Source organism: Methermicoccus shengliensis DSM 18856, assembly GCF_000711905.1.
GTDB classification, from domain to species: domain Archaea; phylum Halobacteriota; class Methanosarcinia; order DSM-18856; family Methermicoccaceae; genus Methermicoccus; species Methermicoccus shengliensis.
The window spans coordinates 217,812-232,966 of the sequence record NZ_JONQ01000008.1 but is presented as its reverse complement, the minus strand read 5'-3'; the positions used below and the strand labels follow the sequence as shown (position 1 = coordinate 232,966).

The following is a 15,155-nucleotide window of genomic DNA, read 5'->3' as shown; positions in this document are numbered from 1 at the left end:
GAAGGATGGACTACGATGAGGAGCTGGATGTGAGAGGACAGGTGTGCCCATATCCATCTCTCAGGACGAGACAGGCACTGATGAAGATGGCACCTGGCAAGGTGCTGAAGGTGATTTTAGACCACCCCCCAGCCAAGGACAACGTCAGAAGAGAGGTGGACAAGATGGGGCACGAGTTTCTCGGCATAGAGGATAACGATGGGGAGTGGAGCCTCTACTTCAGGGTGGTAAGGTAGGGCACCACTCGCCCTCCCTTTTTTCAGAATTTTAGAAGGCCGTCTTTTAGAAGTCCGTCTTTATTCTGAACTGGTCGATTTCAGATACCTTGAGCCCAGAGAGGAACATCTCAGCGGTATTGCGTATGTCCTTGGACTTGGTAATGGCTCTGCCCACCACCAGGATGTCCGCACCCGCATCGAGAGCCTGCTGCATGTTGTCCATCCTTATCCCGCCAGCCACCGCTATCAGGCTGGTGGGAGAAGCCTCCTTGACCTCTGTTATCCTCTCCCATGCATGGCTCTCTGCGCCCTCGGCGTCGATTGCCCTGTGAAGCTCCACGATGTCTGGCTTGATGCTCAGCCGCCCGAGCAGCCCAGCAGGCTCTTTTACGTTGAGCATGTCTATGCACGAGTATATGCCAGTCTTTTTTGCCTCCGAGATTGCGCTCTCTATGGTGCTGAGGGGAGCGAGCCCAGAGACCACCACACCATCCGCTGCCGCATCCGCAGCCATCCTTGCCTCGAGGTTGCCAGTGTCCAGTGTCTTGAGGTCTGCCATGATGAAGGCATCCCTTCGAACCGCTCGCATCCTCTCTATGATTGAGAGTCCATAGCGCTTGATGAGCGGCGTTCCAGCCTCGAATATCACGTGGTCGCTGTGGGGCACCTCCCTCAGAACCCTCTCCACGTGGGCGATGTCTGGGATGTCTATCGCAATCTGCAGGTATGGTGGGTCGAACAGCTTGAGTACCCTGTAGCCCATGATGGGGTGCACGTCCCTGTCCTTCTCCTCGAGCACCTTGTCGATGCTCGGAAATCCCTCCATGGCGCGGGCAATGGCGAGCTTGGTGGCTCCATAGTTGTAGCGGTACAGCCTGTCGAAGTCCTTTGCCTCTGGATGGATGAACACACTCACCACCATCACGAGCTCCTCTACCTTATCTCTTGGAATGATGCCCGCCTGAACGCTGTCGGCAACTGCAAGCGCCACGGCGCTCTGGGCGGGACCGAACACCTTGGCAGCGTCCTCCATGGACCGCACGGTCACCTTGGGCACGATTAGAGTGGCTGGCTTGGTGAGCAGGTTGGGCCTTATCACTGCCAGCAGTGGAGTGTGGCCCATGGACAGGGTAGAGAGCCCTGCGGCGAATGCCTCGCCCACGGGTCCATCCTTGTCGCCTATCATGAGGTCGATGTGCGCAAGCTCTGGCTCCTCACCTATGAGTGCTTCTCCCACTAACAGCAACCGCATCACCCTGTTTGAGTTGCACTACCCTGAGTGCGTATATAAAGCTACCTCATCCTCCCCATACCTCATTCTCCCCAGCCTGTCGAGCGCTGTCCATCGATGTGTCCCTTCACCTGCTCTCATAGCCGAGCATGGGATGCATCCATCGTATCACTCCAGCACCCGTCGTATCACTCCAGCACCCGCACTCTCCTTCCCTCTATCTTGAGCTTTCCCTCGAGGTACAGCCTCACAGCTTCTGGGTATATCTTGTGCTCCTGCTCGAGAATGCGGGCTGAGAGCGTCTCCTCGGTGTCGTCCTCCCTCACCTCCACACACCTCTGGATGATGATGGGACCGTGGTCCACCTCTCTATCAACGAAGTGCACCGTGCATCCTGCCACCTTCACGCCGTACTCCAGCGCCTGCCTCTGGGCATGCAGCCCCCTGAATGCGGGAAGCAGGGCTGGGTGTATGTTGAGCATCCTGCCCTCGTATGCATCGAGGAGCGTGTCGCCAACGATGCGCATGTAGCCAGCGAGCAGCACGAGCTCCACACCATGCTCCTCAAGCACCTCGAGCACCTTCTGCTCATACTCCTCCTTTGTGGGGTATGCGTGGGGATTGATGTACACTGCCTCTATTCCGTGTCTTCTCGCCCGCTCCAGCGCATACGCACTGGCACGGTCCGATATCACCACCCCTATTCTTGCATTTTTGATATATCCGCCCTCGATGTGATCTATGATGGACTGCAGGTTGGAACCCCTTCCAGAAGCCAGCACGCCTATTACCCTCTCACTCATGGTCATCTCCCTGCAATGGAGTTGAACGAGAGGTTAATAGCCTTTGTCCGGCATCGTGGAGAAACATTTTTATGTTCATGCAACTGCAAAGATTATAATTAGCTAATAAGTACTGGAAGGTGGGGGATATGGCAGATACCGTTCAGTTCGTGCAGAACCTCAAGAGGCTGCTCGAATCGAATGCAGTCAGGGGGTTACTAAAGAGCATTGGTGGATTTGAGGCCATCGAGAGATACCTTGCCATATATGCAGGCTGCAGGAATGCAGGGGGGATGAAGGAGAAGATAAACAGCTCTCTTCTCTCTGGTGTGCTCTCACAGGCGGCAGCGAGGTTTGGCGTGGACGAGGAGACGCTCAAACATACGCTTGAAGACGATGCCTACCGGAGGGGCACCGCCAACGTTCTTGCCAGCATAGGGGAGTTTGGAATCACAATGCCCCAGAGGCTCGTCGCCCCGTTTCTCGTGGTGTGGAACTTCACAACTAAGTGCAACCTCAGGTGCAAGCACTGCTATGCTGCTGGAAGGAGAGGGGAGCTCAGCTTGGAGCAGAAGCTGGATGTGGTTGACCAGCTTGCAGATGCTGGAGTGGTTGCTCTTGCCATCTCTGGTGGAGAGCCTCTGATGGAGGACGACCTCTGGGAGGTGGCGTCTCATGCCGCAGAGCGCGGTCTTGTGGTAAACGTTGCCACCAACGGCACGCTGATAGACGAGGATGCTGCACTGAAGCTGAAAGAGGCTGGCACGACCTACGTGGAGATAAGCCTCGACTCGTACATACCAGAGGTGCACGATACATTCAGGGGCGTGAAGGGAGCGTATGAGCGCACAATAGAGGGCATCAGGCACTGTGTGGAGGCGGGGCTCATGGTGGGCATCGCCACCACCGCCACGAAGCTGAACATAGAGCACATCCCGCACATCATAGAGCTCGCAAGGAATATGAAGGTGGACAGGGTCGTGGTGTTCAACCTCGTGCCCACTGGTAGGGCAAGCCAGAACCTCGAGCTTGACCTCGACCCACAGGAGAGATGGAGGCTGCTGAACTACCTGTATGACGAGTTAGAAAAGGGCGAGCTCGAGGTGTTCTCCACCTCACCAGCCTATGCGGTCGTGGCGCTGCAGAGGGTGGCAAAGGGAGAGGGACACGAGATATCTCCAACCCACTTCGCTGGCATGAAGGTGTCCACCGAGAGCTTCGAGCATGCCAACATTCTCGCAGAGTTCATAGGCGGATGTGGTGCTGGCAGGATATACTGTGGAATAGAAGCAAACGGCGACATCACGCCCTGTGTGTTCCTGCCCATTGTGGTGGGAAACGTTCGGGAGGGCTTTCAGAAGGTGTGGCTCGAGAGCGATGTGCTCAACAGCCTGAGAGACAGGGATGGAGAGCACTACGAGTGCAGAGGGTGTGAGTACAGATACGTATGTGGAGGGTGCCGTGCCCGTGCATATGGCTACACTAAGGATGTCCTCGCAGCAGACCCCGGATGCCGCTTGGTAGAGGAGGTAAGCACAGTTGGAGGTAATGCTCATCAACCCTCCAGCACCATCGGCCATTAAAGACGTGCTCGATGTATCCTCCCCTCCGCTTGGGCTCGCATATCTGGCTGCAGTGGCAAGGGAGGAGGGCTTTGATGTGGGTATCGTGGACTGCATCTCAGAGGGTATAGGGCATGAGGAGCTCTCCAGCATACTGCGGCGGGAGCAGCCAGACCTCGTGGGCATCACCGCCACCACCCCCTCTGTGATAGATGGCTACATGGTGGCGAGGATGGCAAAGGAGATTGGCTCTACGGTGGTCATGGGTGGTGTGCACCCATCAGCGCTTCCCGTGGATACGCTATTGGAGTGCCCTGCCATAGACATCGTGGTGATTGGAGAGGGTGAGAACACCCTTAGAGAGATACTCGGGAGACACGATGCTGGAAGGGATATGGAGGATGTTCGGGGCATGGAGGATGTTCGGGGCATGGAGGATGTTCGGGGCATCGCATACAGGGAGAACGGAAGGATAGTGGTCAACGAGCCAAGACCCCTCATAAAAGACCTAGACAGTCTGCCCCTGCCAGCGTTTGACCTCTTGCCTCTCCCCACCTTCAAGAAGCATAAGTTCGGCGTGGTGATGACCTCGAGGGGTTGTCCATTTAAGTGCACATTCTGCTCTTCATCCACTCTGTTTGGCAGCAGGTGGAGGGGACATTCTCCAGAGAGAGTGCTGGAGGAAGTAAAGCTGCTGCACGATGAGTATGGGGTGGGGGATGTAGAGGTTCTGGATGACACCTTTACACTCAGCAAGAAGAGAGCCACGATGATATGTGAGCTGCTCTCTTCAGAGCTGGACATCGCATGGGCGTGCTCCTCGAGGGTGGACACCATAGACCACGAAATGCTTGCCAAGATGAGGGGGGCTGGTGTGCACACAATATTCTACGGCATCGAGTCTGGAAGTGATGAGACGCTGAAAAGGGTGGGAAAGGGCATCACCACAGCCAAGGCAGAGACTGCAGTGAGGGCAACACGCAATGAAGGAATAGCTCCCCTCGGCTCTTTTATGATAGGCTTTCCCTTCGAGAGGGCAGAGGATATCAGAAAGACGCTTGAGTTTTCGCAGCACGTTGGGGTGGAGTATGCGCAGTTCAGCATTGCCACCCCCTATCCTGGCTCGATGCTGTGGGAGGTTGCCAACACAGAGGGTGTTCTGCTCACCAGGGACTGGAGACGGTACACAGCCCTCGAGCCCATAATGAGGCTGAAGTATCTCAGCCCGGAGGATGTGAAGCGGTGGCTCTACAGGGCATGGGTGGGCTTCTATCTCGGACCGAGGTACATCGTGCGGGACATGGTGAAAAGAAGGGGCATGCTGCTCAGAACTGCTCTCAGGAAGCTGCCCATCCTTCTGAGGCTCAATAGGGGTAGAGTTATGTAGGGGAATGCTCACCTCTGATGCGAGGTGTCCCATTGAGCAGCTCATCAGTTCACAGGAGTGTATCGGCGCTCGTTCCTCTCCTCTCTGCGGCCTTTCTCATGGTGCTCGTGGAGGTGCTCTCGCTCGTGCTCGCCCCATTCATGGATGCCAGTGGCTACTACGCCTTTGGAGCAGAAGGAAGGTACAACCCAGTGAGCACCCTCCTGTACATCGTGCTCATCCTCGGGTTCACCCTCGTGCTGCTGCTCGCCATAAGGTATGGCAAGGGCTGGGTGATACAGGCGACCATACTGGTGGCACTGGCGTCCACTCTGTACTACGTGTTCTCGGCGGTGCTTGGGGCATATACCTCCTGGTATGCGCCCATAAGCCTTGGTGCCTCGCTGATGCTCACATTGGTGCTGTGTGTGCACTCAGAGTGGTATGTGGTGGACATCTATGGCGTGCTCATAGGTGCAGGGGCAGCGGCAATATTCGGGGTGTCGCTCTCTGTGCTGCCTGTGGTGCTGCTGCTCATTGCCCTCGCCATATACGATGCCATAGCGGTGTACCACACCCGACACATGCTCACACTGGCAGAGGGTGTGCTCCCGATGCACCTTCCAGTGATGCTGGTGGTGCCCGCCAAGCGAGGATTTTCGCTCAGACGCATGGAGTCCGTCGGTGCGAAGGGCGCAAATGGAGGGAGAGAAGCATACTTTCTCGGGCTCGGGGATGCGGTGATGCCCGCAATGCTGGTGGTGTCCGCAGCCGTGTTCAGCCCCGCTCCACCAGTGCTCGGATGGGCGAATCTACCAAGCGTTCTGGCGGTGGTGGGCTCGCTGCTCGGCTTTGCCATTCTCATGCTGGTGGCGCGCAGTGGGAAGCCACAGGCGGGTCTGCCCTTCCTGAACAGCGGAGCGCTCGTGGGCTACGTGCTCGGGTGCGCCATTGCGGGGGTGGCGGTGCTGTGAGGGTGCTGGAGCTAAGCTTGAAGCGTGTGCACTCCCGCACCACGGAGCTCACTTGAACCTTGGTCTTTCAGAGAGCCTTGTGCTCATCGAGAGAGGTCTCGTTGGCAGCCCCTCACACTCCCTCATTATCCTGTTCCTGAGCTCCTCAGGGCTCATCTGCTCTATGTGGGGTCTGCTCCTTTCGGAGAGAGAGCGGACAGTGATGCTCAGCAGCCCGCTCTTTCTCTCCTTCTCGCCCACCACTGCCACATAGGGTATCCACTCCACGCCAGCCTCCCTGACTTTCTTGCCCACGCTCTCCTCCCTGTCGTCCACATCCACCCTCACGCCCTGCAGGCGGTCGAGCAGCGAGAGGGCGTAATCCACGTGCTCCTCAGACACGGGAATGATGCGGAGCTGGGTGGGCGAAAGCCATGTGGGCAGCGTCGGAAGCCTTCCGTCCTGCTGGCACAGGTGTGCCCTCTCGAGAAGCGCATACATGCAGCGCTCTATGGCGCCAGAGGGGGAGCAGTGCAGGATAATGGGATGCCTCAAGGAGCCATCCTCATCGGTGTAGGTGATGTCATAGCGCTCTGCGTTCTCCACATCTATCTGCACTGTGGACAGAGCGCTCGCCTTGTCCAGCGCATCGATGAAGTTGAACTCGAACTTGAGCACGAAGTAGAAGGGCCTTTCACTCCAAAGCTCGAGGAGAACGGGCTTTTGCACCGCACGGGCAAGGCTTGCCACGAACTCCCTGTTCTCCTCATAGAACTCTCGGGTCATCCTCACGGCTACCTCATAGTCCTGCAGCCCGAGCCCGATGCTCTCGAGAGTGCGCATGCACAGGTGGTACTGCTGATAGAACTCCTCCATGGCCTGCGTCATGTCCCTGCACAGAGTGTGCATATCGGGCATGGTGAACGCCCTGAGCCTCCTTAGTCCCACGAGCTCTCCCCGCTTTTCCAGCCTGAAGCTGTAGCGTGTGAGCTCGAACATCTTGAGCGGCAGGTGTCGGTGGGAGAGCACCATGTCGTGGCTCATGAGAAACTGCCCAAAGCACGCCGCAAACCTCAAAAACAGCATCTTCTTGTCGGTCGCTATCGCATACTGGCGTGCTGGAAAGCGGTCGAGATAGCGTCTGAGCGTGGGGTGGTTCATGTCGTACATGATGGGCGTCTCCACCTCCATCGCCCCATACTGGGCTGCCTGCTGCAGCACGAACTGCTCCAAGAGCCCCTTGATGAGCCTGCCCTTTGGATAGTACCTTAGGTTGCCAGAATCACTGCCCTCCTCGTAGTCCACGAGCTCGAGCCTCTTCATGAGCTCCACGTGGGGAGGAATCCTGTCCACTGCCCTCTTCTTCTCGGTCTCGTAGGTCAGAAACTTCTTGAGGCTCTGATGGTCTGCAAAGTCGAACCGCTCTGGCTCTACGAGCTCTCCCTCTGGGGTCAGGATGTAAAAGGAGGATACGAGCCGCTCCTCTGCCGTCAGGGCTTGCGGCACGTCCACCCGTCCTGCCGGGGCAATGCTCACGCTCTTTGCGTGCCGCTCCAGCTCTATCGTCTTGGAGAGCTCAGAGAGGGGATGACCCTTGCACGAGAGCCTGAACGCCTTGTACCATCCAAAGGGCGCCCTCATCACGGTGTACCCACGGGATGCGAGCTGCTCCTCCATAATCCTCAGGGCGTGCATCGCAGCCTCTGGAGAAGACAGGCTCGAGCTAAGATGTGCATAGGGGTAGAGCACGATGTTCGATGTGTTGACCTTGTGGGCAACGTCCTCTATATTCTCCAGCGCCCTTCGAGCCACCTCCTCGATGTCTGCCTCATCGCCCTTCTCCACGGCTGTGAACACCGTCAGGGCTTCCTCCATCCTGCCAGCTCGGGAGGCATCGTCTATGTCCTCTGCAACCCCGGTGCGCTTTTTTACCTCGTACTCCATGTAGTCGCAGTGAATCAGCAGCAGCCTCATGTGCACACCCTCAACGCCATAGCATCCTCTGAGCTTGTATTTATCCCTTTATGCATGCAAAAGCTTTTTGAGCACCCTCTCCATAGGGGTGTGGGTGAAGCATTGGTGAGGGTGGTACATGTCTAAGATCGGTGTGGGCGTCTTGGGTGCTACTGGAGCTGTGGGACAGAGATTCGTGGAGTTTCTCCAGGACCATCCTTGGTTCGAGATAACGAGCCTTGCAGCTTCTGAGAGGAGCGCTGGCAAGCCATACCGAGAGGCTGTCAGCTGGCGACTGTCGAGCCCGTTTCCAGACCATCTTGGCGATATGGAGGTGGTGAACGCCAGCGACCCAGAGCAGGTGGATGCAAAAATCGTGTTCTCCGCACTTCCATCTGGAATTGCCGCCACGCTGGAGGACAGATACGCGGATGCGGGGTTCGTGGTGGCGAGCAACGCCTCGGCAAACCGAATGAAGGACGATGTGCCGCTGGTGATTCCAGAGGTGAACGCCGAGCATCTCTCCCTCGTGGACGTACAAAAGGACAGGAGGGGCAGAGATGGCTTTATCGTGACCAATCCCAACTGCTCGACCATCATGCTCACGCTCGCCCTTCGACCCCTCGTGGACATGGGCATCGTGGATGTCAAGGTGGCGACTATGCAGGCGGTCTCTGGTGCCGGGTTCAATGGTGTATCCTCGATGGCGATACTGGACAACATCATCCCCTACATAGCCGGTGAGGAGGGCAAGATGGAGAGCGAGCCCCTCAAGCTGCTCGGAACGCTGGATGGGGACAGAGTTATAAACGCCTCGTTTTCGATAAGCGCCAGCTGCCACCGTGTTCCCGTGATGGATGGGCACACCGAGGCAGTGTGGGTGCAGCTCGAGCAGAGCGCAAGTGCAGAGGATGTAAGGCAGGCGATGCTCTCGTTTGAGCATGGGCTTGAGGGGCTTCCCTCGCTGCCAGAGCGCTCGCTGCTCGTACACGATGCCGAGGACAGGCCCCAGCCAAGGCTCGACCGAGACATAGGGAAGGGCATGACCGTGTCGGTGGGCAGGATAAGGGATGGAATCAGGTTCATTGTGATGGGGCACAACACCATTCGGGGTGCAGCAGGTGCCAGTGTGCTCAACGCAGAGCTCATGGTGCAGAAGGGCATGGTGTGATGTCAGCCCCACCCTTTTTTTGCTGATGACATCATGCGACGGCTGTGAGTACCGCAAGACACACGCTGGTGTACATCGCCATGAAGCTGCCATATCCACCAAGGTTGAGCTCTGCTGCACCCTCCTCATCCGGACTTATGGAGAACACCCATGCCACGAGCCCCGCAGCTATCCCCATCACACCGCCCACCAGCATCACCCCAGAGGGGTCACTCGCCGAGAGCACGTATGCAATGGGAAGCGCGAGCAGTGCTATCCACGAGGGGGTGATGAGCCCGAGGGGTGGCTTGAGCTCGGTGGCAGTGTAGCTCGCGATGAACACGATCATGAACAGCACGAGTGCTGGCAGCCGCTCACTCATGCTGAAAAACGTGATGGCAGCAAGAACTATCGGGACGATAAAGCCCCCGATGCTCACCATTACCCTTGTGTTGAACACCTTGGGAAATCCCCCAGCATACTCGTCCACGAACGAAATGCCCTCCAGAGTCTCGACGAGCCTTGCCTCACCCATGGTCAGGTTGGGCTTGAGGGTTCTGATGCTCCCCACGCACACCTCGACTGGATAGAGCAACATGATGAGCAGAACGAAACCGGCAATCACGAAGCTGTTCAGGGCGGAGAAGTGCACCCGCCCCATGAGGCACAGCGTCACGATGAGAAGGGCCACCATCCACATGCTGGCAAACCTCGTGTAGAAACTGACACCCAAAAGCTCCCTCATCCCAACACCAAGATGGGATTGAGTGAGACACTATTTAAGGTTTGCATGATAAATACTCTGGACTATGGCGAGTTCTAAGGGCGAGTTCTAAGGGCACTATCTTCTTCTATGTGCAGTACATAGCATAGCCCATGAAGATTGCAATCACAGGAAAGGGAGGAGTGGGCAAGACCACCCTTGCGGGCACGCTGGCTCGGCTGATGGCAAGGGACGGTTTCGATGTGGTGGCAATCGATGCCGACCCGGACATGAACCTTGGCTCAGCCATTGGATGCGAGCCTCCAGAGCCCCTCATCAGCCACAGGGAGCTGATAGAGGAGAGGGCGTCCATGGGCGATGGGGTGTTCGTGTACAACCCCAAGGTGGACGATGTGCTCGATCGGTTCAGTGTGCTGTGTCCAGAGGGGGTGAGGCTGCTGGTGATGGGCACGGTGGACAAGGGGGGCTCTGGGTGCATGTGCCCCGAGACAGCGTTCCTCAAGGCGTTCTTGAGGCACGTGCTGCTCAGAGAGAAGAGCGTGCTGATAATGGACATGGAGGCTGGAATAGAGCACCTTGGAAGGGGTACTGCCAAGGGCTTTGACCTGATGCTCATCGTGGTGGAGAACGGGATGCGCTCTGTACAGACCGCCGAGAGAATCAAGAGCTTGAGCTCCGACATAGGCATAAAGAGGCTGGCGGCGGTGCTCAACAAGGCCAATGGGGACACCTCCAGAGTAGAGCAGAATATCCAAATGCTTGGAATACCCCTTCTGGGCAGCATTCCGCTCGATGAGAATGTGGCGAGGGCAGACAGGGAGGGCATCCCCCCCATAGAGCTTGGAGGAAGTGCCATCGAGGCGATTTGTAACATCAAGAACAGAATTCTCGAGATGCTCCCATCCCAACATTAAAATAGTATTCAATAGAATGAGCGATGGGGTGTGAAGGCATGCGCATCAGGGACCTCCTCAGCATGATGCAGCAGTGCTCCGAGGACGAAGTAGAGGAGATGCTGGAGCAGATAAAGCAGCGCTACGGAGAGGTGCCCTACATACTCACAAGAATGCGAAACAACCCGAAGCTCTTGCTCTCCAAGATACTCTATGATGCGGCCGTGCTGGATGGGTTCAACCACATCGATGCAAAGACTGTGGAGCTGATATCCATCGCGGTGGCCTCTGCTCTCAAGTGCAGGGCGTGCATAGACCTGCACGTGCGGGCAGCCAAGCGTATGGGAATATCCGACGAGGCAATCATGACCTCTATGCTCATCGCAGCCTCGCTCTCCAACGCCGCCGTGCTCTCCGAGGCCACTCGCTCGCTCGCCGATGCAACCGATGATGAGGCGTCCCAGAGCGGGGGCTGTCCAGAGTGCAGGATACCCGTTTTTGAGGAGTAGTTAGCTATATAAGCTCACCTCATGTATGCTGGCATGTGATGAAGCATGCTTAGCGTCAACGAAGGTGCGATGGCCGTCATTGAGGAAATGCTTGACTACACCGAAGAGCTGAAGGTCAAGGCACACGAGCTTTCCAATGGAGGGCTTGTGATCGACTGTGGTGTGGAGGTGGAGGGCAGCTATGCTGCTGGACTGATGTTCTCTGACGCGTGCATGGGCGGGCTCGCCACCACTTCCCTGCGCACGGGGGAGATAGCGGGCGTTCCCCTGCAGTTCATCGATGTGGTGTGTGACCACCCTGCCATAGCCTGCCTTGGGGCTCAGAAGGCGGGCTGGCAGATATCGGTCGGGGACTACTTTGCCATGGGCTCGGGTCCGGCGAGGGCACTGGCGCTCAAGCCCAAGAAGACGTATGAGCGCATCGAGTATGAGGACGACTCCGATGGTGCAGTGATTGCCCTCGAGTCCAGAAAGCTACCAGATGAGAAGGTGATTGAGTACATCGCGGAGAGCTGTGATGTGGACCCCTCGGGTGTGGTTGCCCTCGTGGCCCCCACGGCATCCATCGTGGGCAGCGTGCAGGTGTCCGCAAGGGTGGTTGAGACGGCGGTATTCAAGCTCAACGAGCTGGGATATGACACCAGAAAGATAGCAGTGGGCGCTGGATGTGCACCCATTGCCCCTGTGGTGAAGAACGACATGATGGCGATGGGTGCCACCAACGACAGCGTGATATACTACGGTGCTGTGCAGCTCTCGGTAAGTGAGTTCGACGAGGAGCTCTTCAAGAAGGTACCCTCAGAGACATCGAGGGACTACGGCAAGCCCTTCTATCAGACGTTCGAGGATGCTGGACACGACTTCTACAAGATTGACCCCTATATATTCGCTCCAGCCAGCATCACTGTGAACGAGCTTTCCACTGGGAAGACCTATCAGATGGGAAGGCTCAACGCAGAGGTGATACTGGAGTCTTATGGCATACAGAGGCTTTAAGCCTCTTAATTTTTTGCACAGCCCCCTATGAGGGACACGAATGAAGAGGCATTGCCGAACAATGGAGCACTCGGGAATGCCTTTATACCACCTCGGTACGTGGGGGCTCCCTTTCATGAGTCAGCACGCTTGTGGCAAGATGGCAGCACTGGAGGCTGGAGATGCCCGCATAGGGAGAACGACGAAACCCGCCATCTGAATTCTGAAAGCGACTTATTGCTCGCATGTTCGAGGCTCGTGGAGTGCATCCAAGCATGCGCTCGAGCATGCATCCAGCATATATGTCCTCGATGTACACCATGCGGGTGTTTGGGGTTGCCGAAAAGCCACCTTCGGGGTGCTCGCATGAGCGCACGAACCTCTCGAGCTTTTGGTCGCGGATGTCCACCCCCACGAGCCGAAGGCAGGCTGTGGCAAGGTAGGTCGTCCTGATGTCCGAGGTGCCCGCACCAAAGCCCCCATCTTCGCATCTCATATCCAGCACCCTCGATGCAACATCCTCCTCGTGTCCCCTTATCTCAAACCACTTACAGAGGACGAGCATCATCAGCAAAGTGCACAGGGGGGATGAAAAGCCTCCATAGCCCACATCGGCATTTCCGCTCCCAGCTCCCCTCAGGAACCCTTCTACATCCACCACCCTCCTAACCACACGAGCATATTCCTCGATGGGCTGCTCAAGAGCCAGAAGAGAGCCCAGTGCATAGTATGTCTTGAAGAGAGTGGGGGTCTCATCGAGCACCGCTCTGGCGTACTCCATGCTCCTCATGGGCTCTTGAGGGGTAACTCCCAGCCTCCTCAGACAGGAGAGGGCGTAGAAGGTGTCCTGAGGGGTGGACGGGAGCCCCCTTGCAAATACGTACCCCCCATCTGGGTTTCTCCTCTTCCTGATATATGCTATGAGCTTTTCTCTGTCCATAAACTCACCTGCACTCATAAAAGAGGCCATCATCCCCATGGGATGTGGGGCGGTTGGGGCGAGCCTCATCGCCCATACACACCCGTCCCGCCAGCTTATAAACTTTGTGAGACTCCCAGCGCCACCAGCACATCCTTCAGGTCATCCGCTAACTGCAGCACCGCCCGCTCTGTGGCATGGGGCATGATCACAAGCCTGAGACACTCTGGCTGGCGGGTGATGGAGGTGTACCATCCCCTCCTCATCAGTGCCCTTTCCACCTCTCTGGGCTCTGGCACCCTCAGGGTGAGCACGTTCATCAGGGGTTCTATCGCTGGCTCTATACCCATGTCCCGTGCCTCTTCTGCCAGCATCCTCGTGAGCCGCATGCACTCACCCACCACCCTCGCATATCCCCTCCTTCCCAGATGTCGCATCACGGCATATGCCCCAGCAGCGGTGGCTCCCGTCCTTGTTCCCGTAAGGGAGTACTGCCTTTTAGATGTCAGGTAGGGCGTATCCACGCCCAAGCCATCGAGGAGGGTTTCCTGCCTGAACAGCAGTGAGCCACAGGGGATGGTGGACATTCCCATCTTATGGGGGTCTATGCACATCGAGCTTATGCCCTTGCACTCGAAGTTCCACCTCATGGATGTGTGAAGAAACGGAATCACAAATCCCCCAAACGCCGCATCCACGTGCAGGTGGACTCCCCACTCCAGAGCCAGCTGCGAGAGCTGCTCGATGGGGTCAATCTGACCAAACTCCGTTGTTCCCGCAATACCCACAATGGCAGCCGTACCCTCGTCGATGAGGGACTCCATGGAGCCCACATCCACCCGCATCTGTTCGTCGAGTTTGGCCCTTCGAAGCTCTATGCCCAGCATCGAGGCAACCTTCTCAAAGGAGAAGTGAGCGCTCTCTGGAACCACCACATTGGTGGGTGTTGCTCCCTGCATCCTCGCCATGTGGAGAGCTGCCCTGATGGCCTGTATGTTGGACTCGGTGCCTCCAGTGGTGATATAGCCGCGCACCTCTTCACCTCCAGCAAGCGAGCCCAGCATGCCTATGAGCCTGCGCTCGATTTCCACGCTGGCTGGAAACAGACCGGGGTCTCCAAGGTTGGACTCCATGTAGAGCAGGTGGGCTCTCACCGCCACTGGATGGGGCCTCGTGCACATCGAGGAGAACACCCTCGTGTAGTCGGTGTCCAGTTCGTGCAGCTTGGAAAGCTCGAGCATCACGCTCTCAATTCCCTCGCCCTTCTCAGGAATCATGCCCTTCAACCTCCATCAGCTCTGCCCTCACGCCATCCCCCACCCACACGAGGGCAGCCATTGCGTTGAACGCTGGACCTGGGTTCACCACCAGCGTGCCCTGCACCCTCTCGATGCCCCGTGCCTCGTGGATGTGTCCGCACAGAATGGCGTCCACCCTTCCCAGCAGCGCCGCCACCGCGCGGCTGCCCACATGTGTCCCCCCCACCTCGTCCAGCACACCATACGGAGGGGCATGGCTCACGAGCACACGGGTGCCCCCCATCTCCTCGGCTTTCTCCATGAGCGAGGTCAAGATGGAGCCAATCTTCTCCTCGGGAAGCTCGAACGGGGTGGAAAAGGGTGTGGGGTTCGAGCCACCCACCCCCATGAACACCACATCATCGAGTGTGTGAAGTGTCGCGTGCACGCACACGCCTCCCGCGCGCTCAATCGTGTGGTGCACCTCTGGGGGGTCGCAGTTTCCCCCAACCGCGAGCACGGGTGCTGGCAGCATACCGATGAGGCGTGCAGCCAGCATGGGAGGTCCAAAGTTGGTAAGGTCGCCCGCTATCACGCTGACATCCACACTTCCAGCATCGTGCACGAGGTGGGGAATCCATGTGTACCGCCCATGGGCATCTGCAACCAGCAGCACCTTCAT

At 57.4% G+C, this 15,155-nt stretch carries 15 protein-coding genes and 1 riboswitch; of the genes, 8 read left to right on the top strand and 7 right to left on the bottom strand.

Annotation, left to right across the window (positions count from 1 at the left end):
• The first annotated feature begins 5 nt into the window (after window positions 1–5).
• Entirely contained in the window at window positions 6–236 is a 231-nt protein-coding gene (locus BP07_RS03515) for a sulfurtransferase TusA family protein (RefSeq protein WP_042685617.1), read from the top strand.
• 46 nt (window positions 237–282) lie between these two features.
• Here BP07_RS03515 and BP07_RS03510 read toward each other — a convergent pair whose 3' ends face one another.
• Window positions 283–1,464 carry a bifunctional 5,6,7,8-tetrahydromethanopterin hydro-lyase/3-hexulose-6-phosphate synthase gene (locus BP07_RS03510; protein WP_157203065.1) on the bottom strand — a complete coding sequence of 394 codons (1,182 nt, stop codon included), beginning with the start codon at window positions 1,462–1,464 and terminating at the stop codon, window positions 283–285.
• A 173-nt stretch (window positions 1,465–1,637) separates the two neighbouring features.
• Window positions 1,638–2,252, bottom strand: coding sequence for a phosphoribosylglycinamide formyltransferase (purN, locus tag BP07_RS03505; protein WP_394296287.1), 615 nt, complete (start codon window positions 2,250–2,252; stop codon window positions 1,638–1,640).
• 128 nt (window positions 2,253–2,380) lie between these two features.
• Between purN and BP07_RS03500 the strand changes: the two genes are divergently transcribed.
• From BP07_RS03500 to BP07_RS03490, 3 genes are read left to right on the top strand one after another with little or no spacing between them, the layout of a single operon-like run.
• Window positions 2,381–3,814, top strand: coding sequence for a radical SAM/SPASM domain-containing protein (locus BP07_RS03500; protein ID WP_052353211.1), 1,434 nt, complete (start codon window positions 2,381–2,383; stop codon window positions 3,812–3,814).
• Window positions 3,780–5,180, top strand: a complete 1,401-nt coding sequence (locus tag BP07_RS03495; RefSeq protein WP_084174083.1) for a B12-binding domain-containing radical SAM protein — start codon at window positions 3,780–3,782, stop codon at window positions 5,178–5,180. Before BP07_RS03500 ends, BP07_RS03495 begins: the two co-directional genes overlap by 35 nt.
• Window positions 5,181–5,212: 32 nt before the next feature.
• Complete coding sequence (locus tag BP07_RS03490) at window positions 5,213–6,133, top strand: presenilin family intramembrane aspartyl protease PSH (protein WP_052353210.1); 921 nt, start codon at window positions 5,213–5,215, stop codon at window positions 6,131–6,133.
• Between the two features lie 48 nt (window positions 6,134–6,181).
• Here the strand turns inward: BP07_RS03490 and BP07_RS03485 are convergent, their stop codons facing one another.
• Window positions 6,182–8,086: a threonine--tRNA ligase gene (locus BP07_RS03485; protein ID WP_042685603.1), complete on the bottom strand. Its 1,905-nt coding sequence runs from the start codon at window positions 8,084–8,086 to the stop codon at window positions 6,182–6,184.
• Between the two features lie 118 nt (window positions 8,087–8,204).
• Here BP07_RS03485 and asd point away from each other — a divergent pair, with 118 nt between their 5' ends.
• Window positions 8,205–9,236, top strand: a complete 1,032-nt coding sequence (gene asd / locus BP07_RS03480) for an aspartate-semialdehyde dehydrogenase (protein WP_042685600.1) — start codon at window positions 8,205–8,207, stop codon at window positions 9,234–9,236.
• A gap of 31 nt (window positions 9,237–9,267) precedes the next feature.
• On the opposite strand, the gene BP07_RS03475 is transcribed toward asd, so the two are convergent.
• Window positions 9,268–9,960, bottom strand: a complete 693-nt coding sequence (locus BP07_RS03475) for a DUF1614 domain-containing protein (protein ID WP_042685596.1) — start codon at window positions 9,958–9,960, stop codon at window positions 9,268–9,270.
• 131 nt (window positions 9,961–10,091) lie between these two features.
• Between BP07_RS03475 and BP07_RS03470 the strand changes: the two genes are divergently transcribed.
• From BP07_RS03470 to mch, 3 genes are read left to right on the top strand one after another with little or no spacing between them, the layout of a single operon-like run.
• On the top strand, window positions 10,092–10,853 hold the full coding sequence (locus tag BP07_RS03470; RefSeq protein WP_084174082.1) for an ATP-binding protein: 762 nt from the start codon (window positions 10,092–10,094) through the stop codon (window positions 10,851–10,853).
• Window positions 10,854–10,891: 38 nt separating this feature from the next.
• Entirely contained in the window at window positions 10,892–11,341 is a 450-nt protein-coding gene (locus tag BP07_RS03465; protein WP_211247043.1) for a carboxymuconolactone decarboxylase family protein, read from the top strand.
• 45 nt (window positions 11,342–11,386) lie between these two features.
• Window positions 11,387–12,337: a methenyltetrahydromethanopterin cyclohydrolase gene (gene mch / locus BP07_RS03460; RefSeq protein ID WP_042685591.1), complete on the top strand. Its 951-nt coding sequence runs from the start codon at window positions 11,387–11,389 to the stop codon at window positions 12,335–12,337.
• 82 nt (window positions 12,338–12,419) lie between these two features.
• Here the strand turns inward: mch and BP07_RS03455 are convergent, their stop codons facing one another.
• From BP07_RS03455 to BP07_RS03445, 3 genes are all read right to left on the bottom strand, one after another.
• The gene (locus BP07_RS03455) at window positions 12,420–13,256 is read right to left on the bottom strand and encodes a prenyltransferase/squalene oxidase repeat-containing protein (protein WP_245597038.1); all 837 of its coding nucleotides are present in this window, start codon (window positions 13,254–13,256) and stop codon (window positions 12,420–12,422) included.
• A 13-nt stretch (window positions 13,257–13,269) separates the two neighbouring features.
• Window positions 13,270–13,338: riboswitch (Fluoride riboswitch) on the bottom strand.
• Between the two features lie 13 nt (window positions 13,339–13,351).
• Window positions 13,352–14,512, bottom strand: coding sequence for a tyrosine decarboxylase MfnA (gene mfnA / locus BP07_RS03450; protein ID WP_052353209.1), 1,161 nt, complete (start codon window positions 14,510–14,512; stop codon window positions 13,352–13,354).
• Complete coding sequence (locus BP07_RS03445) at window positions 14,502–15,155, bottom strand: metallophosphoesterase family protein (protein ID WP_042685587.1); 654 nt, start codon at window positions 15,153–15,155, stop codon at window positions 14,502–14,504. The genes mfnA and BP07_RS03445 overlap by 11 nt, the downstream gene beginning before the upstream one ends.

Excerpts from the sequence above, each read along its gene's own strand:
- BP07_RS03515 (WP_042685617.1), top strand. The coding sequence starts at position 6 with ATGGACTACGATGAGGAGCTGGATGTGAGAGGACAGGTGTGCCCATAT.
- purN (WP_394296287.1), bottom strand. The coding sequence starts at position 2,252 with ATGAGTGAGAGGGTAATAGGCGTGCTGGCTTCTGGAAGGGGTTCCAAC.
- BP07_RS03500 (WP_052353211.1), top strand. The coding sequence starts at position 2,381 with ATGGCAGATACCGTTCAGTTCGTGCAGAACCTCAAGAGGCTGCTCGAA.
- BP07_RS03495 (WP_084174083.1), top strand. The coding sequence starts at position 3,780 with ATGCTCATCAACCCTCCAGCACCATCGGCCATTAAAGACGTGCTCGAT.
- BP07_RS03485 (WP_042685603.1), bottom strand. The coding sequence starts at position 8,086 with ATGAGGCTGCTGCTGATTCACTGCGACTACATGGAGTACGAGGTAAAA.
- asd (WP_042685600.1), top strand. The coding sequence starts at position 8,205 with ATGTCTAAGATCGGTGTGGGCGTCTTGGGTGCTACTGGAGCTGTGGGA.
- BP07_RS03475 (WP_042685596.1), bottom strand. The coding sequence starts at position 9,960 with ATGAGGGAGCTTTTGGGTGTCAGTTTCTACACGAGGTTTGCCAGCATG.
- BP07_RS03470 (WP_084174082.1), top strand. The coding sequence starts at position 10,092 with ATGAAGATTGCAATCACAGGAAAGGGAGGAGTGGGCAAGACCACCCTT.
- BP07_RS03465 (WP_211247043.1), top strand. The coding sequence starts at position 10,892 with ATGCGCATCAGGGACCTCCTCAGCATGATGCAGCAGTGCTCCGAGGAC.
- mch (WP_042685591.1), top strand. The coding sequence starts at position 11,387 with ATGCTTAGCGTCAACGAAGGTGCGATGGCCGTCATTGAGGAAATGCTT.
- BP07_RS03455 (WP_245597038.1), bottom strand. The coding sequence starts at position 13,256 with ATGGACAGAGAAAAGCTCATAGCATATATCAGGAAGAGGAGAAACCCA.
- mfnA (WP_052353209.1), bottom strand. The coding sequence starts at position 14,512 with ATGATTCCTGAGAAGGGCGAGGGAATTGAGAGCGTGATGCTCGAGCTT.
- BP07_RS03445 (WP_042685587.1), bottom strand. The coding sequence starts at position 15,155 with ATGAAGGTGCTGCTGGTTGCAGATGCCCATGGGCGGTACACATGGATT.